The sequence below is a fragment of the Cyanobium sp. NS01 genome (genome assembly GCF_014280235.1).
Lineage (GTDB): Bacteria > Cyanobacteriota > Cyanobacteriia > PCC-6307 > Cyanobiaceae > NIES-981.
Map to the genome: position 1 here is coordinate 2,614,000 of NZ_CP047940.1, position 26,930 is coordinate 2,640,929.

Here is a 26,930-nt window from a genome sequence, read left to right on the forward strand (position 1 = left end):
GTTCAGGTGCTCTTGCTGGCTTGTTCTTCGATGGAGCGAATCGCGCTGAGCACAGCTGGCAAAGCGTCCTGACAGATCAGCAGCACCTGCTCAGCGTCCAGATCGAAGTACTGATGGGCGATCACATCGCGGAAACCCATGGCTCCCTTCCAATCGATGTCAGGAAACCTGGCAGCCAGCAGGCCAGGCTCAAGCTTCTCCAGCCGCTTGAGCGCCTCCCCCGCCGCGAGGAACTGCATGCAGATGACATCGAGCAGGTCCTGGCCTTCTTCTCTGTCCAGCAGCGCCGGATCTGCGAGCAGGGGCCGAGCCTTGCGCTCGATCCGCTCCAGTGCCTGCCGCAGGGGCGTGAGCAGCACAAGCCGATCACCGCTCATGCGCTGATCCCTTCCCGGAGGATGGCCTGGCGCAGGGCGGGATTCATCCGCTCCCGCAGCCGCACCAGATCAACCGGTCGCTGCAGCAGCTCCTCCAGCTCCTGCTTCAGGTGGACGGTGGCGAAGGGGGTGAGGGGATCGAGTTCGACCCACACATCCACATCGCTCTGGGCTGTGGCTTCGTTGCGGGCTGTGGAGCCGAACAGGCCAATGCGTTGCAGCTGGTAGCGCTGTCGCCATTCACCCTGCCGTTGACGCAGCAATGGCAGCACCTGATCGGGGCTAAGAGCAGGCATAGCGGCTGAGCTGGTCATATCTCCAGACCGATCTGCTCGGCTTGCACGGAGCCAGTCTCGGCGGCCTGGGCCGCTTTCGGTGGACGCCCCCGGCGCTTGGCTCCTGGTGCTGCCGGGCCTGAAGCTTTCTTGCTGCTCTTGCTGTGGAGGCCCTGGGCCACTTCCTCTTCGTAGCGCTCGGCGTTCAGCGCCAGGAGGCGGGCCAGCACGTCGTCGCGCACGGCATCGGGCCAGCGGTAGCGCCAGGGCAGCTTGCGGCGGCCGCTGATGGCGCCAGAGGCCTGCAGCTGGCCCTGGAAGTCGAGGGCGTCGCCGGCGTCCCAGAAGAACAGTTCGCCGCTGTCGATGCGCTCCTGCAGCACATCAGGGAGCTGGGTACCGTCTTCCGTGTCGAGGTAGTCGAGGCCGAAGCCGCAGGCGGTGGGCAGATCGTTCCAGCCGTAGGCTCTCAGCACCGCCTGATCCATCTCGCCGTGGAGGCGGCGCAGCTCCAGGAGGCCGCTACTGGTTTCGGCGGGGTCGTGGAAGCGGTTGTAGGTGCTGGTTAGGCCTTCGTTATTGCTCACCATCAGCTCGGATCGGCACTGGTGGTAGCGCTCGCCGATGGCTTCGACGTTCTGGCTGGTGGTGTCGTGGGCAGGATCGTCGATGGCGGAATCGAGGAGAGCGGTGGGATAAGGAAAGGTTTCGAAGCAGTCTGAAGGCGTATATCTCAATCGGTCTTCCATAGAGGAGGCCTGAAGCAGGGCCCAGTGAATGTGCGTAGATGACTGGACTACTGCAAAATCAATGATGTCAAGGCCCGGGAAGACGTTTAAGGCGTGACTAAATACTGTTGCCGGAGGCAGAAATGCAAAGCAGGCGTGACTACTGACTTGCGAATTGACTACCACCCGCTCACACCCCGCAATCGCCGCATGCAGCGCAGGGCAGGTCTCTCCGAATCGCCACCAGTAGCGGGCGCGAATCTCGCGGTTCTGGGCCAGCCGCCCAGGCTTCACCTTCCGCTCCACAATCGCCATCAACTCCGGCCACTCCCGCCGACACTCCTCTTCGCTGCGCTCCCCGAAGTTGATCACATAGCGGTGGTGCGCATGTGTCGGGCTGCTATTGACCTCCTCGCCGCCGATGTACGGGACGATCAACTCGGCATTCTTCGAGTTCTCGGCAATCAGCCGCTCCATCGTGGCGATCGGCGAGGGGATTCCTGGGGTGTCGTCGTCGGCCGGGCCAGAATCATCGAAGGTGAAGCCCTGGCCGTAGATCTTTGATCCGAGAAAGCTCTTGCCGGCATTGGCCATCAGTTGCTTCGGATCGTCGTGGCCACCACTGGCGAACAGAAAGGCCGTGATCTGCTCAACCGGACGCCGATCCAGCAGCTTGACGCCGGCGTAGGCCCCCTTGAGCAAGTGCACCACGCTCACTACCACGGCTGCCACGCCCGGCCACTTGTATCGCTTGCGAGCCGCGTAGATCGTGCCACCCTTCGCGCAGATCCAGCGCAGGCCGCTGCTGCGGGTATCGCCCTGGGCGATGGTGTTTGTAGCGATCAGGCCCAGTGAGCCGCCAGGCCGTAGCAACTGGAAACAGCGGCGAAAGAAGTGGGCCACCAGATCGCATTGGCCACCGCTCTCAGGATGGTGTTGCTTGAACCAGTCGAGAACGCCCTCGGGGTAGCCCTGGATGAAGGTGTTATTTCCCGCAAAAGGCGGATTGCCCACAAACACATCGAATCCCGGCTGCTCCCGCCTAAACACATACGGGAAGGCCAGCTGCCAGTGCAGCGGTGTGATCCCCTTCTCTCCCTCTTGTAGCCGCTCCAGCGGTTCAGCCAATTCGGCTTCCAGCTCCGCCGCTGCACTCTGCTGCAGGGTGGCTTCCAGGTAGAGCTGGCGCAGCTCCTGGCGATCCTTCGTCTTCTTGCCGTTGAAGAACGCCGCCACCAGCAGATCCCCCACCGTGCGTTGGTAAGCCGTGCTGGCCTCCAGAGCCTGCAGAGCCTGACGTTTCTGAGCATCGTCAGCATCGCTGCGGCTATCGGCATGGAACAGTGAGAAGCTCCTGGCCTCCTGTTGCCGCACGTCATCGAGATAAGCCATCTGCAGCTCCCGCTGCAGGCTGGCGCCCTTCAGGGCTGCTTCGATCTCGGAGCGCTCCATACCCACCAGCGAATCGCCGCACTTGAGGGCGTGATCCACAAAGGTGAATGGCGCGTCCTTGCTGAGGCTCACCAGCCACAGGCTCAGCCGGGCCAGGTTCACCGCGAAAGGGTTCTTGTCCACCCCATAGAGGCAGCTCTGAGCGATCAGGCGGCGGGCATAGATGAGGGGCTCCTCGCCATGGGCATGGCCGCCCGGCGTCAGGGCGTCTGGCAGCCCCTCGCGGGCCCAGGCCTGCTCCAGAAGCTCAGCGAGAAAGCGGCAGCTCTCCACCAGGAAGGCCCCCGATCCCATCGCCGGATCGCAGATCTTCAGCGCCAGGATCTGCTCAGCCGTGGGCTTGCCGTTGCAGCGCTCCAACCAGGGCCGCAACGCCTCCGCCACGATCGGCCGCGTCAGCGCGCGGGGGGTGTAGTGGCTGCCGGTGCGGCGCCGTTCTTCCGTGGGTTGAAACACCAGGCTGCCCGCGACCTGGGCCCCATCGAAGAGATCCCGATCAAGCCGTGGGGCCAAGGCCTCCAGCAGGCCCGTTTCGTCGCAGGCTTTCTTGAGGGCCGTGGCTGATTTCGGCGGCAAGCTGGTGTGGGCTTCATCTGCCAACCACGTCTTGCGCTTGCTGCCTTCCAGAGCCAGCAGCTGCTCCAGATCCACCGCCGTGGTGATCTGCTTTTTGGCCCCCTGGGGTTTGCTCTTGAGGCCGATGCAGCGGCCCGCCATGCGCTGCACCGCATAGCCCATGATCCCCTCGTACACCGAGCCGATCTGCTCCACATCCAGGGCGCGGTAGCTGATCCGCTCGCCGTTCACGATCAGCAGGTTGCTGAGCACAGAGAACACCGCCCCATCGCTGAGCCAGGGCGTCTCCAGCCACGGGTAAACCGCTGGGTCGAACAGCTGGCCATGGCGGGCCGGCAGGTAATCCACGCTGGGGCCGCCGCCATCGAACACCAGGCGGCACAGACTCATCAGCCCGGCCCAAGCGCCAAAGCGCTGCTCCATCGTGTCGGGGAACTCGGCGGCGTCCTGCTGCAGCTGCTCGTAGATGCCGCTCACCTTGTAGTTCTGCTCATACACCGCATCGGTGGGCATCAGGGCCTCGTCTTCTGCGTAGAGCAGGAACACCAGCCGCATCAGCACCGTGATCAGCCCGCCGTAGAGCTGCTCTGGGTCGTGATCGGCAATCGCCCCGAGCAGCGGTTGCCCCTGCTGCCGGGTGAGCTGATCGGCCCGCTCAAAGCCCCGCAGCAGATCCCACAGGGCCGCCAGCACCTGATCGGCCAAGCTGTTGCTCACCACCGCCTGGAAGTTGCGGCTCTTCCTCAGAACATCAGTGAGCCGGTAGCCATCGGGATCCAGGAACACATGGCTCTGGTTCAACAGCAGATCCAGGCCCGAGAACATCAGCCGGCCGCTCACCTCGGCCAGATCCTTCAGCGGGAAGGTGAGATGGCCGGAGCTTTCTCCCTTCGGGGCCACCACCAGGCGCAGCTGGGTGCCGTTGAACAGCAGGCCTGATTCCACCCCCGTTTCCCGCAGCAGCCGCTGGAAACGCTCCTGGGGGGTGGCGCGCCAGAGGTGCTCGCCATCGCTGAACTTCTGATCCAGGGGCGTGAGCAAGGGCAGTGCCTGCACCAGCAGCTGCACCCCTTCGCCATCTGCTGCAGGCACCACGGCTGTGGGTTGCAGCGTCTCGCCGAGTTCAGGCAGTTCCCTGGTGTAGTTCTCAATCAGCCCCGGGTCGCTCTTGATCTGTTCGGCACTCCAGCCCAGGTGATCCACCAGCAAGGTCTCGATGCTGGAGAAGCCCAGCTCCCTGTCTTCCGGATCGGTGTCTTGATCAGCGCCCAGGGCTTCCAGAGCTGCGCGGTAACGCTCCTGGCGCTCGATCAGCTCGCTGCCGCTGCGGGTCACAATCCAGCCGGCATCCTGCATCGCTGCAGGGGCCACCACCAGGCCCACGGGTTGCAGGTAGCCCAGCCACTGCTGGTGGGCCAGGAGTTCGGGGTCGGTTTTGGTGGTGCGGCGGGGCATGGGCTCAAAGAAATAGGCGAAGGGATCGGCGGGTCACTTGTCTTATCGGGTGGCTCCGGGACTTGCAAAACCTTGGTTTCTGGGGTGATGCCGGGTGGATAGCTCAGGATTCACTTGGCTTATTCCTGCCGCTGCGGTTGGCTTAAGACCCAGCTCGCCCAGGGCTCGCAGACGCGCCAGACACGGATGCGTTGACCGGGCCGGGCCGGCTCCAGTAATCCTTGTTCCTGCCAATGACGAAGCCAGTCCTTGGCTGTGGTTGGCGACACGGCGAACCACTCCTCCAGATCAGCCGGCTTGAATTGTTCCGCCTGGCCCTCGCCAGCGGCGAGGCACGCCCGCAAGCGGGTGAGCAGCTGCTGGCTGCGGCGATCCAGTCCTTCCCACGGGTGAGGATCGGGCGGTTCCTGATGGGCCTGAAGGGCTTCGGCGCGCTGAGCCAGATCCGCAGCAGCCTGCTGGATCACATCCACGAAGTAGCTGAGCCAGGCGCTGTGGTCAGGGTCATGGCGCCCTTCGTAGAAGTCCACGGGACAGCCGAGCTGCAGGGCTCCGTAGTAGCGCTCCCGATCGGACGCAAACCACTCCTCAAAGCTCAGCAAACCCCGGAATGCGTAGCCACTGCGCCACAGCGAAGCCGTCGCCAGCAGTCGCCCACAGCGCCCGTTGCCGTCGGTGAAGGGGTGGATGGAAATGAAGCGATGGCTGAGCAACCCCGCCCTGATCAGCGGGGGCAGCTGCTCACTGGCCTGCCACCAGTCGCACAGCTGCTCCATCAAGGGGCCCACATCGTCGGGTCTGGGCGGGGCGTAGTCGATGCGGCGGCTCAGCGTGTCCACCACCGGCACTTCCTCGTCGCGAAACAGCGATCGCTGTCGCCGCCTGCCGCGTCCGCGCACGATCACCACAGCATGCAGCTCCTGAATCCATGCCTCACTGAGGGGGCTGCTGCCTTGCGCCCATTCCTCCACCCGATCGAGGGCACGCCAGTAGTTGCGCACTTCCTGTTCCGCCTTGCTTCCCTCGCGATCCGCCTTCGCGATCGCTACCCGCACGGCTGCGTCGTCGAGCGAATTGCCCTCGATGCGGGTGCTGCTGCGGGTGCTGCGCTGGTAGGCCGCGTGGCGCAATCGCAGGCTTTCATCCGCTGGCAGAGGAAGCAACGCAACCCTGGCCCTGGCATCGGCGATGGCGCAGAGATCAGCCACCAAGGCATCGCTGTAGCGGAAGCGGGGTTGCCAGGGCGTGGGGGATAGGCGCTTCATGGCCTATCCGCTGATGGGCCAGAGGTACACAAGCCCAGCAGGCTCCAGGCGATGGGTCACCACGCGGTAGCTGTCCTGGATGCGTTTCGGCTCACTGGTCAGCTCCGCCTCGATTGTTTCCAGGCGCCGCTGCCAGTGCTTCTGATCAGCGGCCAGCTGCTTGCGCTCCTGGCTGGAGAGCTTCTGCAGATCCAGGGCAGGCACCTCCAGCTGCTCTTCCAGGCCAGGGATCACGCCTGTGGGCCCGGCTGCCGCGGCCTGTCGATCGAGCTTGGCCAGATCCCGGTTGCGTTGCCTGACGGTGGCGTTGATGCGTTTGCGCTGGGATCGCAGCACCTCCTTGAGGGCCGCGGCCTCCGACTCCCCTCGCTGCTTGAGCAGCTCTGCTGCCGCGGCCTGGGCCTGCTGGGCCGCTGCATCCAACTCGGGCTTGAGCGCGGCCACATCAGCTGGGGCTCCGGCTTGGAGCTGGCTGCGGATGCCAGCGGAGATCCCTTGCGTGTTTCCGTGCTGCATCGCTTCGGTGAGGACGGTCCAGGCCTGCTGCTGCTGGGCCCCAGCCAGTGGCGTCAGCGCTTCATTGCGATCGGCACCGGGATGCCAATCGGCGATCACGCTGATCAGCTCATCGTGCAGCCGCGTGGCTCCCTGGCCAAACAGCGACAGCCGGCCCAGCACCAGCACCTTGGGCTGGGGGTCGGGGCTGGCCAGCACGCAGGCCCGGCTGAGCTCGTGATGCAGGAATCCCTGGCTCAGAAAGCGGCTCAACAACCGCTGCACCAGCCGGTGCTCCAGATGCAGGTGCACCGCCTCGGCATTGAGCCGGCCGGGATCAGAGAAGATCACCGGTCGCACCGGATGCTCCTGCCGCCACTGCCACAGCGGTGTCTTGCGGTCCCACACACCCCGCAGGCTGTCGAGGGTGTGCTCCCAGCTGCGGTCGTTGCTGCCGGCCACCAGGGCCTCGGGGTGATCCAATCGCCAGCAGGGTTGCCCCCTCTCGTCGCAGCCCTTCACCAGGCCACTCACGCCCAGCAGGTCGAGGGAGCAGTTGAGGGCGTCCCGGAAGGGATCGTCGTCAAAGCCAAGCCAATCGTGGGATTTGGCCAGCAGTTGACGCAGTTCATCCTGCTGGTGCTCCAGCTTCTCCACCCGACGGCTGGCTTCCAGCTCCTCCCGGGCGCGGTTGAGCATCGCGCCGCGATCGGTGTCGGCGGAATCCATCCCAAGCAGTTGCTGTTGCACCGCCTCGGTGTTGTCGGTGTCGATGCCGGCCTCCAGCACCTCATCCACCTGGCGCTGCACCAGGGGCGAGAGAGACCCCAGCTCCTGGCGGATCACTTCCGTCTTCTTCACGAGGACATCCATCACCCGATCCTCCGGGCGGTCTTCCAGCACGAAGTAGTGGCACCACACCTGGGGCGCCCGTTGCAGCTTGCGGTCGATCCGGCCGTTGCGCTGCTCCAGCTTGCTGGGGTTCCAGGGGATGTCGAAGTGGATCAGGTGCTTGCAGTGGTTCTGCAGGTTCACCCCCTCCCGGGCGGCATCGGTGGCGATCAGGATCCGCAGGGGCTCTGATTCCGGGTCAGCGTTGAACTGGGCCTTGAGCCGCTCGCGGTTCTCCTCGCTCATGCCGCCGGTGAAGGAGGCAATGCGGCGGTAGGCATCGTCATCCCCGAGCAGTTCCCGCAGCTGCCGTTCCAGGTAGCGCTTGGTGTCCACGTAGTCTGTGAAGATCAGCAGCCGGGTGGGTTTCCACGTCGCCTTGGCCGTTCCGAGATTGGGGCAGAGGTGGGTGCGCAGAAACGCCTCCAGCAGCTTGATGCGGGGATCGGGCCTGTTGCGGTTGGCTTCCCCGATCTCGCCCATCTCCTGCAACAGAGCCAGATCGCTCTGATCGGCCTGGACGGTCTGGCGTAGGGCTGCCCTGGTCTGGGCCTCCTCCAGGTTGAGCAGCTCGTCTTCCGAGAGTTCGGCGTTGTCGGAGTCGCGATCAACACCCCCCTGCAGCAGATCCAACTGGGCCCCAGAGGCCGCCAGGGCCTCACGGCGCTGCTCCTGCTTCTCGGCCAGACTCTTGCGGTGCACCTTGAGGGTGCGGGCGAAGGCCTCGATCGAGCTCAGCAGCCGCTTCTGCAGGTTGGTGATCACCAGCCGATCGGCATTGAGTTGCCGCTTGGTGGCCCCCTCCTGGAGCAGCCGCTGCTCCCGCTGCTTGCGGTACCTCTGCAGCAGCCGCGAGAGCTCCAGCTCCGGGGTATCGGCCGGCAAGCTGCCTTTGGGAACGGACAGGGGCTCAACGATCCGCTCAGGGAACTCCTCGCCGATGCGGCGCAGATCGTCCTTGAGGCGGCGTACCAGCACCGTGTCCAGATCACCCTGCTCAAAGGGCACTCCCCGCACAAAGCGGGCCGGGTCCAGCAGCTCCAGCAACGCCGTGAAGCTGTTGCTGTGACCGTTGTGGGGCGTGGCGGAAAGGAAGATGCGGTGTTCGAAAAGCGGCGCCAGATCCCTCAGGCTGCGGGTGAGCCCTGAATCGATGGCGTAGCGGAGCGTGTTGCTGGCCGGGGCGGCGTTGTGGGCCTCATCAATGATCAGCAGCGACTGAACTGGGGCCTGATCTTCCCTGCCCTTGCCCTGCTGCAGCCACACCCGCAACGGAGCGGAGTAGTCCGCGTTGCGCAGCAGCGCATGGGAAATGAGGAAGCGGCTGTGGGTGCTCCAGGGGTTGGTGCCGTAACCGCGCTCCTGGCGCACCTTGGCCACGTAGGCCCGGTCCATCACCGTGAACGCCAACCCAAAACGGCTGGCCATCTCCTCCTGCCACTGGCGCAGCACCGAGGGCGGGCAGCTGATCACCACCCGCTTGATGCGTTGGCGCAGCAACATCTCCCGCAGGATCAGCCCGGCCTCGATCGTCTTGCCGAGGCCTACGTCATCAGCAATGAAGAGACCCACCCGGGGCATCTGCAGTGCCTTGCGCAGGGGCTCCAGCTGGTAGGCCTTCACATCGATGCCGGCCCGGTACGGGGCCTGGAACAGCTCGGCGTCGGTGGCGGTGACGCAGTTCCAGCGCAGGGTGTTGAGGTAGGCGGCGAACTGCTTGGGCTGGTCAAAGCCCCGCTGGGCCACCGCATCCCAACTGCTCTCCCCCAGCAGCTCGAAGTCGATCTCCCGCTCCCGGAACACCGTGAGCCGCGCTCCGATGGCGTCGTCCTCCATGCAGGCCATGGACACGACCGTGTCGCCCCCGGGTTCCTGGGGGGCCTGCACGTCCTCCACCAGGTAGCGACGGGTGCGACAGCGCACCACGGCCCCGGGCTTCAGCTTCTGGCGAGTCCGGGTGGGCGTGGCCGTCATTGCTCCATCTTGAGCAGAGGTATGGGGCCGCGGCAACGTGCCAAGGCACACCTTGAAACTGAAATCCCAAGCATTCCCAATCGCTGGCAGCAAGGCAAGAAGGCCGCGGCCGCTCCAACGAAGCACCCTTCTCTTGCACTGGCCTTGAGCTCTTAGCAGTGGTGACAGCGGGCTTCGCGCGCGCGAGGAAATGCCTCAGACATCGGCGAGGCAATCCCTCCACCCCCCTCCGCTTGAGGCCCTCCCACCAAAAACCCATGGGGGTACCCCCCTCCCAGGGGGACCCATGAGGGCTGTCGTTTCGGGGGGCAAACAGCCAGCCCATCAGTCAAGCCTCATAGGCCGGGGGCGCCAATGCCGAAGGCGCCGTGGCGCTTTCGCACTTCAGCGGCATGGGCAGTCGCTTCGAGGGCAGAGAAAGTCTGGGACCGGTAACTCCGGCTATTCACCGACTTCCATTTCCTTCGACTACCCGATGCACAGCGAGATGGGGGACACGTTGATCACCAAACGGCCGGCCTTCATGCCAAGGGCCGCCGTACGGATCTGAGCTCCCCAGGAGCGCGGACAACCAGGCCAACCCGCACCCCCTCAATTCTCAATAGCGCACGCAGATGAGAATGGCCCGGGCGTTCGTCTCCTCAGAGGCCTCCTGTCTCCACCTCACAGGACAGGCCATGTCCACCTGTCCCTGCACTGTGCACCCTTGCGAGGGCAAGGAGGGGCACCATCTGTTCAATCCCGCTCCCCTGCTGGCGACCACAGCAACGCTTCGCCAATCCGTCACGACGCCGTCGCAAGCCCTATCCCAACAGGACCCGAGAAGCCCCATGGCCATCGCCTGTGTACGTCAACTCCATCTCCACAGGCTCGCTCAGCTCAACCTTGTGCTCCCTCCCCCGGGGGCTCCATGGCGGTGTCCACTCACAACACTCGCCATGACGGCTTCTTCCAAAATCCAGGGCCCGGCACCTGTCCACACCACAGCCGAGAGCCACCTCATGGCTGTGGATACTCCCCAGCCAGCCCATGCGCTCGGCATCGCCGCCATTGCGGCAGCAGAGCAGGCCAACAGCTACAAGTCCATCGGGCCGGGGTATCTCGGCACCGGGATTGCCGGTGATCTCTCCGTTGAAGTCGGCATCACCACCGGCAACGGTGATCAGTGCCAACGCTCCGGCATCGGGATCTACCTGCGCAGTGATCACATGGCCCACCGCTATGCCAAAGAGCTGCTGATCTGATTCCAGCCCACCCGCGCCTCCTCCCCAGGGGGCGCTCTTTGGCTTCCTGCTCTGCCCAACCTCGTTCGCTGACGCCATCAGCCCAGCACAGGTCCTGGCGCCACAACGGGTTCTTGCCGATGCAATGCGTCAACGGCGCCTAGGGCCGCAGCCGCCACCGATGCCACGGCTCCATAGGCGGCCAGGGGTGAACCCGGGCCGTACTGCCGCAGCATCTCCCCCAGCTCCGTGCTCGCCCGTCGTGGTTGGCCAGCCAGCACCGCCGCACGCAATGCCGCCGTTCGGGCCGTATCCACATCACCTCGCTCCACCAGCCCAGGCCGGTAACTCCCCTGAGCCAGCAGGGTGTTGATCTGAACCGCCCGCTCCTCGGCGCTCAGGCCCGCCGCCTGCATGCGAGGTGTCGCCCGGTTCAGCCGCTCCCGATCCACCGCGGGATCCACGTGCTGCCGCAGCAGCGCCGTCATCGGCTCGGACAAGCTCCCACCGTGATGGGCCAGATCCGTGCTCACGGCCCGGGCCAGACGCATCTGCGTGTCCCGGGATTCGGCGGCCGCTCCAAAGGCCAGCCGCTCTAGGGGCTGGATCAGTCCACCTGTGACCAGATCATTCCAGGCCCGCGTCAGCGGGTTGTCCCCCGCCGCTGCCAGCAGCGTTGCCAACCCCTGGTGTTCCGCTGCCTTGCGCATCGGTTTCAACCCTTTCAACTCTGATTTCCCCAGATGGTATGGACAGCCGAATGTCCCTCCACCGGGGGCACCAGGACGCGTTCGCCGGTGGCAATTCCAGCTCCCGCCGCCATCTCGATCCGTGGCCACCGCAGCGCACAGCCGCCGCCTCTCGCCGCCGCGGCCAAGGGCAAGGCTGCCTCTTGCGACAGCGAGATCGTCCTGATCAGGAGACGACCCCGTAGTCAGAAGCCCCCTCCCCGGGGGGCCTTGTGCAACGCCTTCTGTGCGTTCCCATGCACCGCTCCATCTCCCGGCGTGACGCCACTGTTCTGCGCTTTCTTCCCCTGGCCGACGGCCTCGCCGGCCGCCTCCATCGCCGCTTCCCCGATCTCCTCGAGCGCGACGATCTGATCCAGGTGGCACGGCTGGCCCTGGTGCAGGCGGCTGCCCGCCTCACCAACCTCACCACAGCCCCTGCCTATCTCAAGCGCTGCATCAGCGGCGCCCTCTGCCATCACCTGCGCGATCGCGCCCTGCTCGTTCGCCTGCCGGCCTCGGCGCGCGGCCAAGCCCCCTGGGGCCACCTCAGCCTCGATGCCATGACGGCACACGATCCCGGCAGCTCCGGCAACGCCCTGCTGCAGACCGGACTCGACTGCCTACCTGCTCCCACTCCTGAGGCGGGAACAGTCGAGAGCCGCGAGCTTGAGCGCCTTCTCGATCAGCTGCCCTCGCGCCAGGCCGCGGCCCTGCGACTCACCGTGCTGGAGGGGCTCTCCCTCCGGCAGGCCGCCCAGCATCTGGGCGTCTCCGCCATGACGGTGTGCCGCTGCCGCCGCCAGGCCCTCAGCTGCCTCCGTCAGCTGATTGACAGTCCGGCAGCCCAGCGCGCCTGAGCCCGGCAACACCAAACCCTTTGCCCCTGGCCCCACGGCCGGGGGCTCCCTTCTGCTGCCGCGGCCCAACACCGCGGTTCCCTCTCAATCGTCAACACCCATGGCAACCATCGCCACTGCATCAGCCAAGCCCCGTCAGTCGAGGAGCAAGCGCACCGCAACCGATCCCATCACCAACGGCATGCAGCAGCCCACCCCAGGAACGCTGCAGTTGCCCGATCTGGATGCTCCAGCCCTCAACCCATCTCAGCCAGCAGCCTCCTACAAGCTGGCCTTTGGAGACACCCGCTGCTGGCACGTCTCCCGCGACGCTGGCCTCAGCAAGGAAGCCACCGGCTCCGCCGCCGTTGCTGGTGCCGTCGTCGATCTCACCCTGCAGATCTCTGCGGCCCAGCAGCGCAGCGGCGAGGACTTTCGCCTGCGCCTCGCCTTCTGGTCCACCGATCACGAGCTGGCCGAGCTGAACCTCAATGCCGTCTCCCCTGCAGCCGACGGCAGTCTGCACATCACCTCGCCTGCCCGCAGCCTGGCTGGCGCCCTGCTCACCATCAGCGACGCCGACGAGGACATGCGTGCCTTCTGCGGCGGCGCACGCTTCTCCATCCGCCAGGGCCGCGGCCGCGGCGTCTTCGTTGAGACCGACATCGCCCTCGATGGACGCTGGCTGGCGATGAGCGGTGCCTACGCCACGCTCCGCAGTGCCACCCATCCCGAGGCATTCAGCGACCAGCTCATCGACATCAAGGCCCGCTTCCGCAACGCTGGCCTGCTCCTGCCGGGGCCAGCGGTACTCCGATCCAGCACGCCGACTGCCCAAGGTGAATCCAACGGCTGAGGCCAAGACTCAGCCACGAGCAACAGCCGGTAGGCATCGCCACGAACTTTCAGGCATGGCCTCGTGCATGCAAACTCTGCCCCCTTGCCGGGGGCAGTTTTTCGGCGTACATTTACGCCCCCAAAGGCAGCTTCAGCGGCGGGACCGCTGGACGCCGAGGTGGCTTCCGGTGCCGCGTTGTCCGGACCACTGCTTGAGGGGGCCTTCTGGCCAGTCCCACATCAACCCCCATGCAGTGGATGGGACCGCGATCGCGTCCGTCCTGGTGGCCATGCAGCAACCCAAGGCGTTTGGCCTTTTGCCTCTCCGCCAGGACGCCCACCTGCATGGGAGCACTCTTCTTTTTCTCTCATGACCCTTCTCGCTCCCGATCACACCCTGGCTCCTGGTTTCATCAGCTGCCTGCAGCGCAGCCTGCTGTTGGCCACCACCCAGGACTACCCCGTCCCCATGGATGGCCGCACCGTCACGCCGCTGCAACGGTTGATCGACGGCAAGCGCAAGGCCATCGCCAGCCTCTGGCATGGCCCGATTGACGGCGATTTCAACGACTTCAGCGTCAACCGCAAGGACGGTGAGATCCACTTGTCCTTCCAGGGAAGCCCGCAGCTGCGGGTGCCGCCAAACGTGGCGGAGCCCCTGAACTACCGCATGGGCGTGCCCCTGTGGGTGCTGGGCCGCGGCCGCCAGGACCAGTTCGTGGTGTTGGCCTGCGGCCTGGCCCACCCGCTCTACAACTCAGCCCACCTCGATGTCTTCTCTCCCGTCACCGGCGAGAACCTCACCCGTCAGTACATCTTCGATCCACGGGCAGAGGCGGAGCTCGGCACCCAGCGCAACCCAGAGGAGATCAGCGCGCTGATGATGGCCAGGGCCCGACTGGAGATCGGCCAGCTCAAGCGCATGGGTGTGGCCCTTGAGGACGGCTACTTCCAGGAAGCCCCCGCCGCGCCCTTCCCCCCATCCGCCATCGGCCAATGAGCTGCTGCTCAGGCGTGATCAATGGCATCTGAGGACGGGTAATCGTGCCCGCTTGCTGTAGTTGCTACGGCAAGTGGGCGCATAGTCCACCAGCGCCAGTGCAGGCCGTGCACCCGGCCCCAAACAACATACCCCTGGGGCACTGTTCGCCTCGTTGGTGATGGCCTCAGCCCAGCTACTCGTCTCCCTGCACCATGGTTTCCGCAACAAGCCAGCGGCCGAACGCTTCGGGCTGATCAACGACAGCTCTCCCTGGATCCCGGCCGAGCTCGACGCCCTCGCCCTGATCGACCACATCAGCGCCGGAAAGGCCTGGATTGCCTGCAAGCTCGCCGCGGCCAGTAGCAAGCGCGAGGAAGATCTCGCTGGTGACTGGAACCTGATCGTGCTCGACGTCGACGGCGACATGCCGCTCGAGCAGTTCTGGGCCAACCCGTTTGTGGCCAGGCACTGCCTGTTTTCGTACACCACCCCGTCCCACCAGAAGGTGACGGAGAAGAACCCTGAAGCCCTGGATCGCTTCCGCGCCATCTTCCACTGCGGCAGCACGCTGAGCGGGATCGAGCTGCACCGCCAGCTCTATGCGCTGCTGATCGAGCGCTCTGGCCTAGTACTGAAGGACAACTGCGGCGACAAACCCGAGCGGCTCTGGTACGGCTACGACCAAGCCGAGATCAGAACAGGCGATGGCACCCCGCTCAGCTGGGACCTGATCGAGGACGCCAAGGACGCAGCCGCCAATGAAGAGGCAGCTGAGGCTCAGCGTGCCCATGAGCGCGCCCATGCCGGCCCCACCGACGACAAGGACATCGAGCGGGCGGCCTACCTGCTGCGCCACGTCCTCAAACCCAGCGGCCTGATCGGTGATGGCACCGATGGCTACGAGTCCTACTGGATCCGTGTGCTCAATGCCGCGGCCTCAGCCGGCGCTCTGCTGTTTGAGCCGTTCATGGAGTGGAGCTCCAAGGGCGGCCACCACAAGGACGAGGCCAGGCGACTGCAGCGCGGCAAGCGCTGGGACAGAGCCGGCCGCCGCAGCGGTGTCGCGGCGTTATTCGCCATGGCCAAGGAACAGCTGGGCCCCAACTGGACCCAGGCCCTACCAGCGGAACTCCGTCCCAGCAGTGGTACTCAGCCACCGCAGATCATCTACTCCCACCGGCCGGCAACGGAAACAGATCCGCCGCGGCCCTTCGATGCAAGCAAGTTCCGCCCACCAGGACTGCGCATTCCAGACCCTGACGAGAACACTCACATTCCCGATGCTGTCACAGCCCAAGACCTGAAGGCCATTGCAGAGGATCGCCGCATCTTCTCTGCGCCGCGGCCGAAAGACGCTGAACCCAAGTCCGACAAGGACAAGCCAGAGAGCCAGGAGCTCAGCATCGACGAGCAGCTCAACCGCCTTTACCACTTGCGTGCCCATGGCCTGATCCAGGACGGCGACGAACTCATCGCCGCGCCACAGGAGAAGATCGACAGCCTCGATCGCGCCATGCTCAGCGATCTGCTGGAGCACAAGGGCTACGTCAACTCCCCCGGTGAAGTCGAACGCGACCTGCTCTCCCTCTTCCGCCGGGAGCACGGCATGGTGCGCAACTCCCACCAGGACTGCGCCAGGAAAACCCTTGACGGCAAGGCCGGCCCCAAGGTGCGCTGGCTGGTGGACAACTTCATCATGGCCGGCCGTGAGCACATCATTCACGCCAAGGCCGGCGCCGGCAAGACCGTGCTCGCCTGCCACCTGGCCCGGGCGATCACCGGCGATCCGACCCTCACCAGCTTTCTGGACTCCGGCTTCCTCAATGGCGCCAGCCGCTGGAAACGCGACCGTGTCATCTTCATCGCCACCGACATGGGCGAGGGCGCTGAGGAGAACACCAACACCTACCTCGATCGCCTGCACATGGCAGGCCTTCCCTTCCTCGAGCAGGTGGAGTGGTGGCTGCAGGATGCCGAGAGCGGCAAGCCACCCTGGACCCTCTCGCTGCATCACATCACCCGATTGATCCAGTACCTCGAGGGCATGCAGCACCAGGGAACCCCAGTGGCAGCGGTGATCATCGACTCGATGAAAGCCGTCTGCCCTGAGCACATGCAGGTGGGCAACCAGGCCTTCAAGGCCTACCTCGATCTCATCGCCGACATCTGCTCCCGTTTTGGCACCTCCCTGATCTGGATCCACCACACCAGTGGCGATGGCTCCAGAGCCCAGGGCATCCAACGCATTTCAGAAGGAGCTGGTGCTGTATTCCGCCTCGAGAAACAGAAGGACTCTCGCCAGATCCTGCTCTCCGTCGAGAAGATCCGCGGCGGCGCCAAGAGCCGTGACCTGCTGATTGACCCCTTCGCTGTCGACGGCCTCACCTTCTCCTACCCCCAGGACGCTGATCAGGGTGACGCGCCTGACCCGGTGTTTCAGGAGGAAGACCGCCGCAAGACGGCCGTACTGGACGTGCTGCGAAGGGACTACAGCCGCTTTCGCCTTGACCATCCTGAGCTGCACGCCGACAAGCACTCATTGCACTACCTCGGCCTGAGCAAGACCCAGATCCAAGACGCCATTGATGGCGCGCCTTGCTCCGAAAAGCAACTACGCAACCTGCTTGCTGACCTTGCCGATGGCCCGTTGATCGAGAAAAAAGGCCACGGCAAGGCCACCACCTACCGCCTGCGCCTGGACGGGATCGGACCACAGCTGAGCACCGGCGACATCTTCACTGACCTCGGCCCCTGAGCAGCAAGGTTGAATCCCGCAGCAGACCCGGCAGTCGTACACGGCTACGGGCTGTTTGTTTATGGGATTTTAGCTCTCAGAAATAAATACAATTTCCCCCCTCCCATTTTTCTCTAAGACCATCGGGCAGACCTTGCACCCAGGTTGGCATACCCAACTCCATTCCCGCAAGCCCTGGCCCTGTGCGGGTTTGCTCCAGATTTCGGCCCGCCGATCGCCGTCGATGATCGTCTCATCCTGCGACAGCCCCTGAGAATCCCTGTCCCAGCGGCAGCTCTCAGGGGATCGCGCCCACAACAGACCTCGATTGCCACTGGGCACGCACCCCGCAAATCCATTGCGCGCCTTGTGGTTTTGGCGAATCGCGCCCTTGTGCCCCCTTTTCGCCGGCGCTTTACTCCGGCTCCCCTGCAATGGGACTCAGCGAATCGCGCCCAAATCCGCCTGATCATTTATTCCTTACGCGCGAGGCCCCGGCGCGCCTGTTGAGACAACCCTTGTTGCAGCAGTCGCGTTCAAGGGTTGGCATCAACCCGCCCTAGGAACATCCTCAAGCCCCAACACAAGTGAACGCCCCGGAAGGAAGCATCCGGAACCACAAGGTTGGACGCTGCCAGCGACTGCCTGGATTGAGGCCTTCAGCCGAAAGCCAGAGCCGGAGCCCATCCGTGCGGAGCCCGGCGATCCTGCACGTTCGCCGCCGTGAATCGCGGCTGGGGCGGAACGGCCCGGTAATCGAGCCTGCGGTACACCTCGCTGGTGAAATCAAGCGGAGTGAACACATCCAGCAGCCGCAGGGCCAGCCCCAGGCAAGCCGGGGTGTGGCGCCAGACCTGTGCTTCGCTGAGCCGCAGGACGGGGATGCCGAGCCGGGCAGCGTCGGCGTCCTTCGCGTCGTCCTTGCGCTTCTGGGCCGGGGAGGCATGGAAGCTCTGCTGGTTGCGGATGTCGCAGGGCTCATCGATCTCGATGGCCAGGATCTGGCTGGCACTGCCGGCCACCACCACGATGTCGAAGCCGGAGGCATAGGCCGGATCACTGCCCCGCCGCACCCAGTCGGCATGGGCTTTGGTGCCATGGAACATCACCTCGCGGTAGACGCGGCTCTGGGGCCCGAGCAGCTGGGCCAGGGTTTCGGCGAGGGCCTGGCTGAAGTTGGGCACGGTGCGGCCCTGGGCCGTGTGCTGGTTCTCCGGGGTGAACAGCCGCTGGCTCGAGGCCGCGAATGTGCGGGCCGGATCCCAGCCGTTGGCGACGTTGAGCGCCTCGGCGATCTGGCCACCCGTGGCGCCCGTCAGAGCGCTGAGGTCGAAATGGACCAGCTCGGCCTGCTCAAACAGTTCCCCCAGGCCTCCCAGCAGGGCACTGGTGGCGAAGGCCCCGAGAAACTGAACACCGAGATCGGGCTGCCGGTTCACGGCGTTGGCGATCAGCGGGTTCTCCATCACCCAGTCGATCGAGCCGTGGTTCCCCTGGGGAGGGGTGATGAGGGGATAGGTGGAACGGGACATGGCGAAGACCTCAGCCGTAAAGGGAATCGAGTTCGTTGCGGCCGCTGGCGTTCTGCTGAACAGCTGCCTTGCTCTGCTGCAGGAGGCGTCGATCAGCGGCCTGGCCGTCCTGGTGGCGGTTGATGTCACCGCCGATGACATGGCCGCCAGCGACGGCGGCAGCGTCGGCGGCCACCGCAAGGGCGCCGGCGCCCGGGATCACTGCCGAGAGGGCCACACCAGCGGTCTTGGCGAAGGTGCCTTCTGGATGGCGCTCGAACTCATCGACATAGGCAGCGAAGCCCGTGGAAGCGGCCCCGAAAGGGGTCCAGAGAACCTTGCTGATGGCCTCAAAGGCATCGCTGGATTCGTTGATCCACTCGCCGTGGTCCCGCAGCCAGTTCTGCCAGATGGAGCCGGATGCTTCTCCAAAGATGGTCATGGTTCCTGTGAATGGGGGAGGGCAGGCCACCACGAGGGTTGCCTGCAGGGTCCTCTCGTTCCAACCTCTGCCGGGTGATTCCCGCACTACGGCAGAGGCCATCAGCCCTCAGGGCTGCGGAAACATCCGGTCGCGCAATTGATCGGCGAGCACAGGGTTGGCCTCAGCCCAGTTCTCGAGCCCCCTCGCTCGCAGATAGGCCTCCCATTCCGCCTCGGCACCAGCCCGGGCAGCGCCAGGAGAAATAGGCGGTGCAGAGGGCTCCAGGGAATCCGGCAGGGGCTTCTTTGCCGGGGCGGCGGTGGGGGCAAGGGCCCCTCCCGTGGGGAGACGATCCGGCAAGCCGGTATTGGCCGACGGATCGTCCAAGGCCTGACGCAGGGCCTCGAGCGAGCGGGTCTGACCCATGGCCAGGCCAGTGAACATCGGCAACTCCAGCTTCAGCTGATTGGCTGGCTTGGGGTTCACGAAGCGGAAGCTCACGGTGACTTTCTGGCCCGCCTCGTCGTACCCCACCACGTTGAAAAACAGATCGGCGGTCTTGCCGGCCTTGGAGCCGGCGATGCCGCCGCCGATCAGACCACCAAGCAAGCCGATCGGCCCAAGCAACAGCGCTCCACCGAGCGCCCCGGCGGTAGCGCCGCCGAGGGCGCCGGCCGTGCCGCTGCCCACGTTGTAATCCTCCTGGCCACCGGTGAACCACTGGGCGATGCGGTTGATGGGCAGGAAGCCGGCAGGACTGCTCAGACCCTTGGCATCAAGGCTGATCGTGCAGGGCGTGGCGCCACAGAGAGCGTCGTAGCTGGATGACAGGGCCGGCACCTGCCAGACCATCAGGGCCGCCAGCGCCAAAGGGGTGGTGCGCATGGTGAGGCCCATCAGGCGAGACGCCGAGCGGCCTTGCCACCGGCCTGCTGATTGGCCTGGCCGTAGGCCGCGGCGATCGAGAGTCCCGCCAGCCCCAGCCAGCCGATCGGGCCTGCGCACACGAGGGCGGTGGCCAAGGCCCCCTTGCCCACCACCTCCAGACTCTTCTTGCCGTATTCAGCCTCCGTGAGCTGATCCTTCTGGGTGAGCAGCATCACAGCATCGGGGGCCACCAGGCCAATGCCAGCGGTGAGCGGGTTGGCACCGAGCACCGCCTGGGTCACAGCCACAGCGGTACCGCGCATGGCACCGTTCATGGCACCTTTGCCGGCGTCCTGCAGCACCAGCGCCTCGGCCTGCTCAGCCAGGTCGTGCCGGCCGGCATCGCGGAAGCCCTGCGCCTGGGCGATGCGATGGGCCACGGCGATACCGCCGCCCATCACGCCACCGAGAGCACCGACTTCGATCGTGTCCCCAGCCACCTCGGCCAGATCACCGGTGACACCGGGGGTGGCCTGCTCGGCCACTTCCAGGGTGTAGGCCTCAGCTTCGATGATCTCGGCCTCGCTCATGACGCGATCGCCGATGCGGGAATTGAGTGATTCGGGGCCGTAGACGATGTTGCTGGCATCGGCACTGCCGCCCTGGGCATGGGGCTCGATGTGCATCGCATCGATGCTGGGGTCCGCGACGACGGCCTCGATGCCCTCGATCGAGCCCTGGGCTTCTGCAGGCACCCGCTGCTCAAACAGCTCCTGGGCTTCTGCCAGGCTGCGGCGGGCTCCATCCGCGCATGCCGTCGCTGCGGAGCTGCTCCACCAGGTGGCTGGGCAGATCCTGGAAGGGAATGTGGCGGTAGGCCTCGATGCCGGTGATGGCGTTGGCGAGGCCGGCGGCGGGCATCGTCACCGAGGCCGGCACCGCCTCGAAACAATCTCGAGCGGCCCTGTAGATCCCCACGATTTCAATGGGCTTCTTCGTGGTGGTCTTGGGAATGGTCATGGCCTGGTTCTCCGCACCCGATGGGGCCGGGCTGAATGGATACGTCCACCCCTCGTTCCGCCAGCAACGAGCTGATTCCAAGGCCCGGCCAGAAGCGACAGCCCACGAAAAAGCCGCCCGTGGGGCGGCAGGAGAGGAGCCAACGGAGCGACCTGTCTTCCTTCAGCGGCAGTTCACGAAGCTGGAGCTGCCGATCCGCTGGGACGTGCAGCTGGTGCGGCCGTAGTTGTCGCTGTAGTTCGAGAACCCGAAGTTGCCGATCTGCTGGCGTTGATAGGTGCCCCGGTAGCCACCGGGACCTGTGACCTGGCCGTAGCCGTTGCCGCCGTACTGCTGGTAGGTGGAGTTCCACATCTGAGCCTGGGCGGGGGTGGGGGCCACCAGGCCCAAAGGGGCGACAAGCAGCAGGGAGGCGAGAAGGGTGCGCATGATCGAGGGGCGGTGCAGGGCTGTGTCCCTGCGATGCCCTCCCCTCGTTCCGGTGGATCGGGGCTGATTCCTGGGGCCTTCAGAGGCCCTGGATCGGTCGCCAGTCACCCACCAGTTGCCAGGCCGCCCAGTAATAGGGCCTGGTCCAGTCTTCTCCAGAGGGAGATCGCACTGCGCCGTTCCGAAACTCAGCCTGAACAGCAGCCAGCGCCTCACTGCGGCCCTCACCGTTCTTGAGCTTGCCGTAGAAACGGCCCATGAACTCGGCTGTGGCCGCATCGTCCACCTTCCACAGCGACAGCAGGGTGGAGCGGGCACCGGCCACGGTGAGAGCCCGCTGCAGGCCATAGAGGCCTTCACCAGTGCGCAGCTCACCCTCACCTGTAGAGCAGGCCGAGAGCACCACGAGTTCTGTGCCATCCAGTTGCAGGGCGGTGGCTTCCAGGGCCGTGAGCAGCCCGTCGTCCTGAGCATCAGGGCCAGGGTTGTTGGCTCCTGCCAGCACGATGCCGCTGCGCAGCAGGGGATCTTCTCCTTGAGAAGCCTTGGCCACTGGGCCCGAAGCAAGACTTGCTCTCACGGGATCTTGTGACGGGATGTCTTGATCAGCCACAAAGAAGCCATGGGAGGCGATGTGCAGCACCCGTGGGCCGATGCTGCGCTCGAGCACGGACACCGTGGCGGCATCGTCAGTCACGGCGCGGGTACCCAGCAGGGAGGCGATCTGATCGCCTTCTGTGGCCGTAGCCGGCAGCGATGCCCATGTCTTGCTGGCTAGATCGCCTGAGCGTTGTTGGGGCTGGGCTGAGGCCAGCACCGGTGCCTCGGCTCGGCTGCCCCGGCTGTAGTTGGGATTGGCAATCACCAACGACTGCTTGCCAGCAGGGCCAGGCTGCTGGAAGCGAACCAGATCCCGGCCAGTGGTGATCAGCCGGAGCTGCACGCTGCTGCCGAGAGCCTGGCCATCATTGACTGGAGAAGGAAGCGCCGCAAAAGGCACCCGGTGCAACTGGGCATCGGGTGAGAGGAACCACTGGCGGCTGCCGGCGAGAAGTGGTTTGAGTGGATCAAGAACCAGCCTCGAGACATCTCCCAACAGCTGCGGAGCATCCGATTGGTCCTGGTAAGAAACCGAGAGAGCCTTGGCAATGGCCTGATCAATCGGGACAGCTTCTCCCAACTGTACGGACTGGACCGAACCATCAGGCTTGAGCACCAGAGCCAGATAGCGCGGTGCACCCCATTGCGCCTGGGGCTTGGGATTGCTCAGCCACGGCCGGTAGCGTTGGAACTCAATCAGCACCCCGTCGGCTGGTAAGGCAGCAGCCACCTGGCTTGATGAAAGCTCAGGGATTTCAAGAGAAGGGAGCTCTCGATAGAGCTTTTTCTCCAAATCATCTCTTTGCTGACGGAGCACCTCTCGCTGCTGGGGGCTGAGCTGGATGCCGCTGAGCCTGCGATTCAGAGCTGTGAGCCGGGCGGCCAAGCTCTGCTGTGGACCAGAGGATCTGGAAAGCAAAGCTTGGCGCTGCTGGATGTCTAGGAGTAGGCCGTGGCGATTCAATCTAGTTGAGAGTGCTAAGTTTACTCCGGATGGAGCCTTATCGGCCACGCCAAAAGGGATCTCCCAGGCAAATCCCTGGGAAAGGACCATTACCTGTCTCTGACCTTGAGATTGTGCTGGAACCTCCCGGATTAACCAGTCTCTTTGAGACTTGAGTCCATGATTCATTGAATCCATAGCCGCAGCTAAATCACCCTTGTCGACGTAGAGCGCCGCCAGGTTATTCAGACTAACAGCGACAACTGGGTGTTCCGGGCCCAGGCTCTTCTCCAAGATTGCCAGCGTTCTCTCATACAGCGGCACTGCCTTGCTGTACTGTCCCTGATTTTGGTAGAGCGCCGCCAGGTTATTCAGACTAACAGCGACATCTGGGTGTTCCGGGCCTAGGCTCTTCTCCCGAATCGACAGGGCTCTCTGAAATAGAGCCATTGAACTGCTGTACTGATCCTGGTTACTGTATAAAGAAGCCAGGGTATTCAGACTGGTGGCGACATCTGGGTGCTCCGGGCCAAGGATCTTCTCGCTGATCGACAGGGCTCTCTCAAGCAGCGGTCTCGCCTTGCTGTAATCACCTTGGTCGTTGTACAGGACAGCCAGGTTATTTACGATGGTGGCGGTATCTGGGTGCTCCAGGCCAAGGATCTTCTCGCTGATCGACAGGGCTCTCTCAAGCAGCGGCTCTGCCTTGCCGTACTGACCCTGGGCCCTGAAGAGCGACGCTAGGCCATTCAGGCTATTGGCGGTATCTGGATGATCAGGACCCAAGCTCTTCTCCCTGATCGACAGGGCTCTCTCATACAGCGGTCTCGCCTTGCTGTACTCACCCTGATTGTTGTAGAGCCCAGCCAGGTTATTCAGACTAGTGGCGACATCTGGGTGCTCCGAACCCAGGCTCTTCTCCCAGATTGCCAGCGCTCGCTCATACAGCGTCTCTGCCTTGCTGTACTCACCCTGGTTGCTGTAGAGCAGGGCCAGGTTATTCAGTTTGGTGGCGGTATCTGGGTGCTCCCGCCCCAGGATCTTCTCGCTGATCGCTAGGGCTCTCTCATACAGCGGTCTCGCCTTGCTGTACTCACCCTGATTGTTGTAGAGCCCAGCCAGGTTATTCAGACTAGTGGCGACATCTGGGTGCTCCGAACCCAGGCTCTTCTCCCAGATTGCCAGCGCTCGCTCATACAGCGTCTCTGCCTTGCTGTACTCACCCTGGTTGCTGTAGAGCAGGGCCAGGTTATTCAGGCCTAGGGCAGTATCTGGGTGCTCCGGGCCCAGGCTCTTCTCCTTAATCGACAAAGCCCTTACATACAGCGGTTCTGCCTTGCTGTAATAGCCCTGATCCTCGTAGAGCCCAGCCAGGTTATTCAGGCCTATGGCGGTTGTTGGGTGCTCCGGGCCCAGGCGCTTTTCCCAGATTGCCAGCGCTCGCTCATACAGCGGTTCTGCCTTGCTGTACTCAGCCTGATTTACGTAGAGCAGAGCCAGGTTGTTCAGGACATTTGCAGTGTATTGATGATTACCTCCAAACTTCAGCTCTACGTCCAAGAGAAGCCGCTCTTGGATTCGTGCTGCGTCTGCGTAACGGCCTGCCTTTGTTAGCCCCCCTGCCTCCTCCAGCAGCCTTTTGACCTGATCATTAGAGAGTAGGCCTTGACCTGCTTCCCCAGGCTTTCCCTCATGAGAAATCCCAGCTTGAGCCAAGCGAAGCAGGCTATTGCTCTCCCCGAACACTGCATCGGGATAGACCAACGGCAACAGCCCTGACACAAGTACGGCTGCGGTTGGCTTCAGCAGCCGCTTCCCTAGCAAAGTCCGATAATTGCTACCCATGCTTACAGGGGCTTCTCACCATCACCCTATGCAGAGCAAGGGCTTCTGCCCATCCCGCTTTACATCTGAAGAGGTAGCTCTGCACAGCCTGGGATTCCAGCCATCCTGGAAGGATCCTCTGCCAGCCCCGTGAGCAGCAGCTACCAGGAGCTCAGAGCCCTAACTGCAAGCAGCCAGGCCCGCCCAGGTCTGACGATCGGCACTCGGCAGCCGGCGGTGGCCGTGGAGGCCGCCCTGCGCCATGGGCTGCAGGACCCCTGCCCGTCCCAGGATCGGCTGCTGCTCGTGGCCTGCCAGCAGGACGATTCCGGTGCCTTCGCGTGCCTGCGCTGCCACGTGAGCCATCCCCTCGAGCAGAAGCTGCTCGGCATCCACCGCCAGTACGGCAGTCACTACGGCCTCGACCTGCTCGCCCTGGCCAGCTATGCCCTGGACGACGCCGGCCAGCAGCTCAGCTACCTCCAGCTCCGCAGCCTGCCCACGGCATCGATCGCGCCGTTCACCGCCCAGGTGGTCTGCAGCTACGAGCTCGGCCACGGCGCTGGCCTCCCCCATTGGGCAAGGCTCAAGCTCCAATCCCACAACGGGCTCAAGGCCCACCTGCGCGACCACGGCCTGCTGCTCATCTCTGAGTGGGCCCTGCTGGCTGACAGCAGCGCCCGCCGCATTCGCGAATCGCTGGAGGTGTTCGGAGCGGGATCGCTCACGGTGGATCGCGCCGTCGAGCTCCATGCCGCCTACCGCAACCACTACCCCCAGGCCAAAGCCGAACACCTGCAACAGACCCGCCGCGCTTCTGGCTGGGTGCCATCGGATGCGTTCCTGAGCTTGATCGCTCCCGACCAGGCGCCGAACACCACCCGTGACCAGCTGCTTGCCATGGACAGGGCCGTGCGGCTGGTGCTCTCCAACCAGTGGCAACGTGCTCGGCAGCAGCAGGACGACGGCGAGGCGGCCTACGAGGTGGCCGACCCCAACACCCTCGCCGAGGTGATCGAGGTCGACTCCGCATCCCCAGCCGAGCAGCTCGCCCTGATCGAGGCCGCCCTGCAGCGAGCCCTGGCGGCTGTGATGCCGGCCGTTCTGGCGCCCGCCGCCAGCGATCCCCAACTGCATTGCCTCTGGCAGGGCTACGGCGAGGGCCTCACCAACACTCCCCTGGCCCAGCACTGCGGCTGTGCCCGCGGCACCGTGAGCAAGAAACTCAGGCCCGAGCAGCACGCCAGCAGCGTGGCCCGGCACGCCGCCGCTGAACTCAGTCGCCAGCCTCTGTTCTGCGAGGTGGCCCGTTCTCCAGAAGGCGCCGAGCGGATGGTGGAGGCCCTGCGGAATCACCTGCTCAGCCCGGAACGAGAGGGAGACGCCCCCCCGCTACGCCGCTGGGTGAATCAGCACCTCCCTCCGCCATGACCTCCCTACCGCCGCTTGAGCCGCTCGAGGCCTTTGCCATCCCCGATGACGCCATCGTGTTGCCGCGGCAGCGATGGACGGAGACTGCTGATCAGCCCGAACGACAGCAACGGCAGCTGGCTCTGGCGGCCTTGCGTCAGGCGATGGCTGATCGTGAGCTGCGCCTACCTCTTGGGCCCGAACTGGATCCAGAAGACCCTGAGCGGCTGCTGGCCCTGAACCACTTCTCCGTGCAGCTCGCCACCACGGGCCTGTTGAGCGACGAGGTCAACGTGCTTCCTGGGCCCTGGCAGCGGGGGGAAACGGCACCCCAGTTGCTGCTCGTGGCGGCCGTCGACGCTGAGAGCGCAGTGGTGCAGTTCCCCGGAGTGCTTACCGCGGCCGAGGTGGTGGCGGCCGTGGGGCGTGCGGCAAACGCCTCCGAACCCCTGGTGTTGCCGATCGAGACGCTGCGTGGTGGCATCGAGCGGCTGTTCACCCTCGTGCAGTTGCTGGATCCGGCGGCCATCCCACGCCAGTCCTTGCGTCCAGTCGCTGCAAGTGCTGGGGCCGTGAGCGTCCTCGACTGGCTGCTGGGCCTGCTGCCCCCGGCGCTGGATGAGCTCGGCGCCAACCTGATCCCCGCCACAGCCGGGGCCTTCCGTGGTGTTGCCCTTGCACCGGAGACCAGGGCCGAGCGTGCCCTGGCGATCCTCTCCATCCCGCTCGGGCTCACCGGTGCTGGAGACCTCGTGACCGGCGACCCCGCCAGGCGTTGCATCGAGCGCTTCCAGCTGCTGCTGATCCCCACCGGTGAACCGGCCATTGGCGCAGAACTCAATGCCGAACGGCTGTCCCTGCGGCTGGTGGGAGAACTGCAGGGCGATCTGTTGCCCGATGGCCTCGTGCTCAGCGCCATCCAGGGCAGCCGCCGCCAGAGCGTCAGCTCCTCCACCAGCACCCTGCTGGAGCTGGAGTTGCCCGCGGCAGATGAGCTGATCGAAGTGAGCCTCACCCCACCTGGCGGCAGCCCCCTAGTGCTGCCGCCCTTGCAGCTGCCCTTCAGCTGAG

The 26,930-nt window shown here is 64.8% G+C and carries 20 protein-coding genes; 7 read left to right on the plus strand and 13 right to left on the minus strand.

What is annotated here, in order from left to right; translation table 11 throughout:
* Positions 1-2: 2 nt before the first annotated feature.
* The 5 genes from CyaNS01_RS13675 to drmD all read right to left on the minus strand — a co-directional run bounded on the left by CyaNS01_RS13675 (position 3) and on the right by drmD (position 9,488).
* Entirely contained in the window at positions 3-377 is a 375-nt protein-coding gene (locus tag CyaNS01_RS13675) for a DUF86 domain-containing protein (RefSeq protein ID WP_186697647.1), read from the minus strand.
* A complete protein-coding gene (locus CyaNS01_RS13680; protein WP_222934187.1) occupies positions 374-691 on the minus strand; it encodes a nucleotidyltransferase family protein in 318 nt (105 codons plus the stop codon). The genes CyaNS01_RS13675 and CyaNS01_RS13680 overlap by 4 nt, the downstream gene beginning before the upstream one ends.
* Positions 688-4,863, minus strand: coding sequence for a DNA methyltransferase (locus tag CyaNS01_RS13685; protein ID WP_186697649.1), 4,176 nt, complete (start codon positions 4,861-4,863; stop codon positions 688-690). Before CyaNS01_RS13685 ends, CyaNS01_RS13680 begins: the two co-directional genes overlap by 4 nt.
* Before the next feature lie 119 nt (positions 4,864-4,982).
* Positions 4,983-6,128, minus strand: a complete 1,146-nt coding sequence (locus CyaNS01_RS13690) for a Fic family protein (protein ID WP_186697651.1) — start codon at positions 6,126-6,128, stop codon at positions 4,983-4,985.
* Between the two features lie 3 nt (positions 6,129-6,131).
* Entirely contained in the window at positions 6,132-9,488 is a 3,357-nt protein-coding gene (gene drmD, locus CyaNS01_RS13695; RefSeq protein ID WP_186697653.1) for a DISARM system SNF2-like helicase DrmD, read from the minus strand.
* A 1,001-nt stretch (positions 9,489-10,489) separates the two neighbouring features.
* Between drmD and CyaNS01_RS13700 the strand changes: the two genes are divergently transcribed.
* Positions 10,490-10,732 (plus strand): hypothetical protein, encoded by a 243-nt coding sequence (locus tag CyaNS01_RS13700; protein WP_186697655.1) that lies wholly within the window; start codon positions 10,490-10,492, stop codon positions 10,730-10,732.
* Positions 10,733-10,809: 77 nt separating this feature from the next.
* Here the strand turns inward: CyaNS01_RS13700 and CyaNS01_RS13705 are convergent, their stop codons facing one another.
* A complete protein-coding gene (locus CyaNS01_RS13705; protein ID WP_186697658.1) occupies positions 10,810-11,421 on the minus strand; it encodes a hypothetical protein in 612 nt (203 codons plus the stop codon).
* Between the two features lie 275 nt (positions 11,422-11,696).
* Here CyaNS01_RS13705 and CyaNS01_RS13710 point away from each other — a divergent pair, with 275 nt between their 5' ends.
* The 4 genes from CyaNS01_RS13710 to CyaNS01_RS13725 all read left to right on the plus strand — a co-directional run bounded on the left by CyaNS01_RS13710 (position 11,697) and on the right by CyaNS01_RS13725 (position 16,852).
* Positions 11,697-12,299: a sigma-70 family RNA polymerase sigma factor gene (locus tag CyaNS01_RS13710; protein ID WP_186697660.1), complete on the plus strand. Its 603-nt coding sequence runs from the start codon at positions 11,697-11,699 to the stop codon at positions 12,297-12,299.
* A gap of 100 nt (positions 12,300-12,399) precedes the next feature.
* Positions 12,400-13,134 (plus strand): hypothetical protein, encoded by a 735-nt coding sequence (locus tag CyaNS01_RS13715; RefSeq protein WP_186697662.1) that lies wholly within the window; start codon positions 12,400-12,402, stop codon positions 13,132-13,134.
* Positions 13,135-13,485: 351 nt separating this feature from the next.
* The gene (locus CyaNS01_RS13720; protein ID WP_186697664.1) at positions 13,486-14,115 is read left to right on the plus strand and encodes a hypothetical protein; all 630 of its coding nucleotides are present in this window, start codon (positions 13,486-13,488) and stop codon (positions 14,113-14,115) included.
* A 160-nt stretch (positions 14,116-14,275) separates the two neighbouring features.
* The gene (locus tag CyaNS01_RS13725) at positions 14,276-16,852 is read left to right on the plus strand and encodes an AAA family ATPase (RefSeq protein ID WP_186697666.1); all 2,577 of its coding nucleotides are present in this window, start codon (positions 14,276-14,278) and stop codon (positions 16,850-16,852) included.
* 638 nt (positions 16,853-17,490) lie between these two features.
* Here the strand turns inward: CyaNS01_RS13725 and CyaNS01_RS13730 are convergent.
* The 7 genes from CyaNS01_RS13730 to CyaNS01_RS14685 form a co-directional block, all read right to left on the minus strand.
* Positions 17,491-18,363, minus strand: a complete 873-nt coding sequence (locus tag CyaNS01_RS13730) for a hypothetical protein (RefSeq protein WP_186697668.1) — start codon at positions 18,361-18,363, stop codon at positions 17,491-17,493.
* 10 nt (positions 18,364-18,373) lie between these two features.
* Positions 18,374-18,784 (minus strand): hypothetical protein, encoded by a 411-nt coding sequence (locus tag CyaNS01_RS13735; RefSeq protein WP_186697670.1) that lies wholly within the window; start codon positions 18,782-18,784, stop codon positions 18,374-18,376.
* A 108-nt stretch (positions 18,785-18,892) separates the two neighbouring features.
* Positions 18,893-19,651 carry a hypothetical protein gene (locus CyaNS01_RS13740; protein WP_186697671.1) on the minus strand — a complete coding sequence of 253 codons (759 nt, stop codon included), beginning with the start codon at positions 19,649-19,651 and terminating at the stop codon, positions 18,893-18,895.
* A gap of 11 nt (positions 19,652-19,662) precedes the next feature.
* Complete coding sequence (locus tag CyaNS01_RS13745) at positions 19,663-20,388, minus strand: hypothetical protein (RefSeq protein WP_186697673.1); 726 nt, start codon at positions 20,386-20,388, stop codon at positions 19,663-19,665.
* A gap of 7 nt (positions 20,389-20,395) precedes the next feature.
* Positions 20,396-20,653 (minus strand): hypothetical protein, encoded by a 258-nt coding sequence (locus tag CyaNS01_RS13750; protein ID WP_186697675.1) that lies wholly within the window; start codon positions 20,651-20,653, stop codon positions 20,396-20,398.
* Between the two features lie 162 nt (positions 20,654-20,815).
* Positions 20,816-21,082, minus strand: coding sequence for a hypothetical protein (locus tag CyaNS01_RS13755; RefSeq protein ID WP_186697677.1), 267 nt, complete (start codon positions 21,080-21,082; stop codon positions 20,816-20,818).
* 79 nt (positions 21,083-21,161) lie between these two features.
* Positions 21,162-24,470, minus strand: a complete 3,309-nt coding sequence (locus CyaNS01_RS14685; RefSeq protein ID WP_186697679.1) for a CHAT domain-containing protein — start codon at positions 24,468-24,470, stop codon at positions 21,162-21,164.
* Between the two features lie 129 nt (positions 24,471-24,599).
* Between CyaNS01_RS14685 and CyaNS01_RS13765 the strand changes: the two genes are divergently transcribed.
* Together CyaNS01_RS13765 and CyaNS01_RS13770 are read left to right on the plus strand one after the other, a co-directional pair.
* Positions 24,600-25,880 carry a hypothetical protein gene (locus CyaNS01_RS13765; RefSeq protein ID WP_186697681.1) on the plus strand — a complete coding sequence of 427 codons (1,281 nt, stop codon included), beginning with the start codon at positions 24,600-24,602 and terminating at the stop codon, positions 25,878-25,880.
* Positions 25,877-26,929 (plus strand): hypothetical protein, encoded by a 1,053-nt coding sequence (locus tag CyaNS01_RS13770; RefSeq protein ID WP_186697683.1) that lies wholly within the window; start codon positions 25,877-25,879, stop codon positions 26,927-26,929. The genes CyaNS01_RS13765 and CyaNS01_RS13770 overlap by 4 nt, the downstream gene beginning before the upstream one ends.
* Position 26,930: the final 1 nt, after the last annotated feature.

Excerpts from the sequence above, each read along its gene's own strand:
- CyaNS01_RS13755 (WP_186697677.1), bottom strand. The coding sequence starts at position 21,082 with ATGCGCACCCTTCTCGCCTCCCTGCTGCTTGTCGCCCCTTTGGGCCTG.
- CyaNS01_RS14685 (WP_186697679.1), bottom strand. The coding sequence starts at position 24,470 with ATGGGTAGCAATTATCGGACTTTGCTAGGGAAGCGGCTGCTGAAGCCA.
- CyaNS01_RS13770 (WP_186697683.1), top strand. The coding sequence starts at position 25,877 with ATGACCTCCCTACCGCCGCTTGAGCCGCTCGAGGCCTTTGCCATCCCC.
- CyaNS01_RS13685 (WP_186697649.1), bottom strand. The coding sequence starts at position 4,863 with ATGCCCCGCCGCACCACCAAAACCGACCCCGAACTCCTGGCCCACCAG.
- CyaNS01_RS13715 (WP_186697662.1), top strand. The coding sequence starts at position 12,400 with ATGGCAACCATCGCCACTGCATCAGCCAAGCCCCGTCAGTCGAGGAGC.
- CyaNS01_RS13705 (WP_186697658.1), bottom strand. The coding sequence starts at position 11,421 with ATGCGCAAGGCAGCGGAACACCAGGGGTTGGCAACGCTGCTGGCAGCG.
- CyaNS01_RS13730 (WP_186697668.1), bottom strand. The coding sequence starts at position 18,363 with ATGTCCCGTTCCACCTATCCCCTCATCACCCCTCCCCAGGGGAACCAC.
- CyaNS01_RS13735 (WP_186697670.1), bottom strand. The coding sequence starts at position 18,784 with ATGACCATCTTTGGAGAAGCATCCGGCTCCATCTGGCAGAACTGGCTG.
- CyaNS01_RS13710 (WP_186697660.1), top strand. The coding sequence starts at position 11,697 with ATGCACCGCTCCATCTCCCGGCGTGACGCCACTGTTCTGCGCTTTCTT.
- CyaNS01_RS13700 (WP_186697655.1), top strand. The coding sequence starts at position 10,490 with ATGGCTGTGGATACTCCCCAGCCAGCCCATGCGCTCGGCATCGCCGCC.
- CyaNS01_RS13675 (WP_186697647.1), bottom strand. The coding sequence starts at position 377 with ATGAGCGGTGATCGGCTTGTGCTGCTCACGCCCCTGCGGCAGGCACTG.
- CyaNS01_RS13740 (WP_186697671.1), bottom strand. The coding sequence starts at position 19,651 with ATGCGCACCACCCCTTTGGCGCTGGCGGCCCTGATGGTCTGGCAGGTG.
- CyaNS01_RS13680 (WP_222934187.1), bottom strand. The coding sequence starts at position 691 with ATGACCAGCTCAGCCGCTATGCCTGCTCTTAGCCCCGATCAGGTGCTG.
- CyaNS01_RS13750 (WP_186697675.1), bottom strand. The coding sequence starts at position 20,653 with ATGACCATTCCCAAGACCACCACGAAGAAGCCCATTGAAATCGTGGGG.
- CyaNS01_RS13725 (WP_186697666.1), top strand. The coding sequence starts at position 14,276 with ATGGCCTCAGCCCAGCTACTCGTCTCCCTGCACCATGGTTTCCGCAAC.
- CyaNS01_RS13720 (WP_186697664.1), top strand. The coding sequence starts at position 13,486 with ATGACCCTTCTCGCTCCCGATCACACCCTGGCTCCTGGTTTCATCAGC.
- CyaNS01_RS13690 (WP_186697651.1), bottom strand. The coding sequence starts at position 6,128 with ATGAAGCGCCTATCCCCCACGCCCTGGCAACCCCGCTTCCGCTACAGC.
- drmD (WP_186697653.1), bottom strand. The coding sequence starts at position 9,488 with ATGACGGCCACGCCCACCCGGACTCGCCAGAAGCTGAAGCCCGGGGCC.